1 pseudogene is annotated in these 661 nt (G+C 49.6%); it reads right to left on the reverse strand.

Features of this window, described 5'->3' with window-relative positions:
- Position 1 precedes the first annotated feature (1 nt).
- Positions 2-661, reverse strand: a pseudogene (locus RZO55_RS03035) (hypothetical protein); the annotation flags it as partial.

Raw genomic sequence — 661 nt, forward strand, 5'->3', positions numbered from 1 at the left:
CTCATTTCCGGCTTTCTTCGAATACGAGAGACTCCAACGAGGACAAGAAGGGGCCATATAATTCTTGGTAAAGCCAGTGATCCTTATAGGGTTCAAACAATTGATGCCAAGACTGAAAAAGAGTGGACGCTTCAGTACCGGAAGCAAAGCTTGAATCGATATACAACAGCCGAGCAGGCATTCCTCCCCGGACAAGGCGGCCAGCCATCTGCCAAATCGGAACAAACAAATACCAAGCCAAGTCCAACCGCTCTTCATCGCTCAGTTGCATCCAGAAGTTTGGCTCGTCATGCATTTTCTCAAAAATGGCATGACAGATCTTGCGAAAACGGGAAAGCGCCTCTTTTCCGGACAACCCTTCCCTTTGAACCTGTAGGATTAAAGAAGGGATACGGCTGTGAATAAAAGAGAGAATGTAGGCAATATCCTGGGGAGGCGGATAAGGACGGCTGACAAATAATGCTGTTCCGAAAAGAGCTTTCCGATTCTCATCGACCAGGTTCACCCCGCGGTTCATGGCGGAAAGCGGGGTGATCAGGGCATCCGCCTCTTTGGCCACTTCCATGAGGCGCGGACGGGTGACATGGATGGAATCTTTGATCTTTCGCGTCAAAGATTTGATCCGCCCCTGGAGCGGTGAACGGGAAAAAACTTCTTCCAT

The sequence above is a fragment of the Clostridium boliviensis genome (assembly GCF_033342255.1).
In the GTDB taxonomy this organism is placed as follows: domain Bacteria; phylum Bacillota; class Clostridia; order Lachnospirales; family Lachnospiraceae; genus Lacrimispora; species Lacrimispora boliviensis.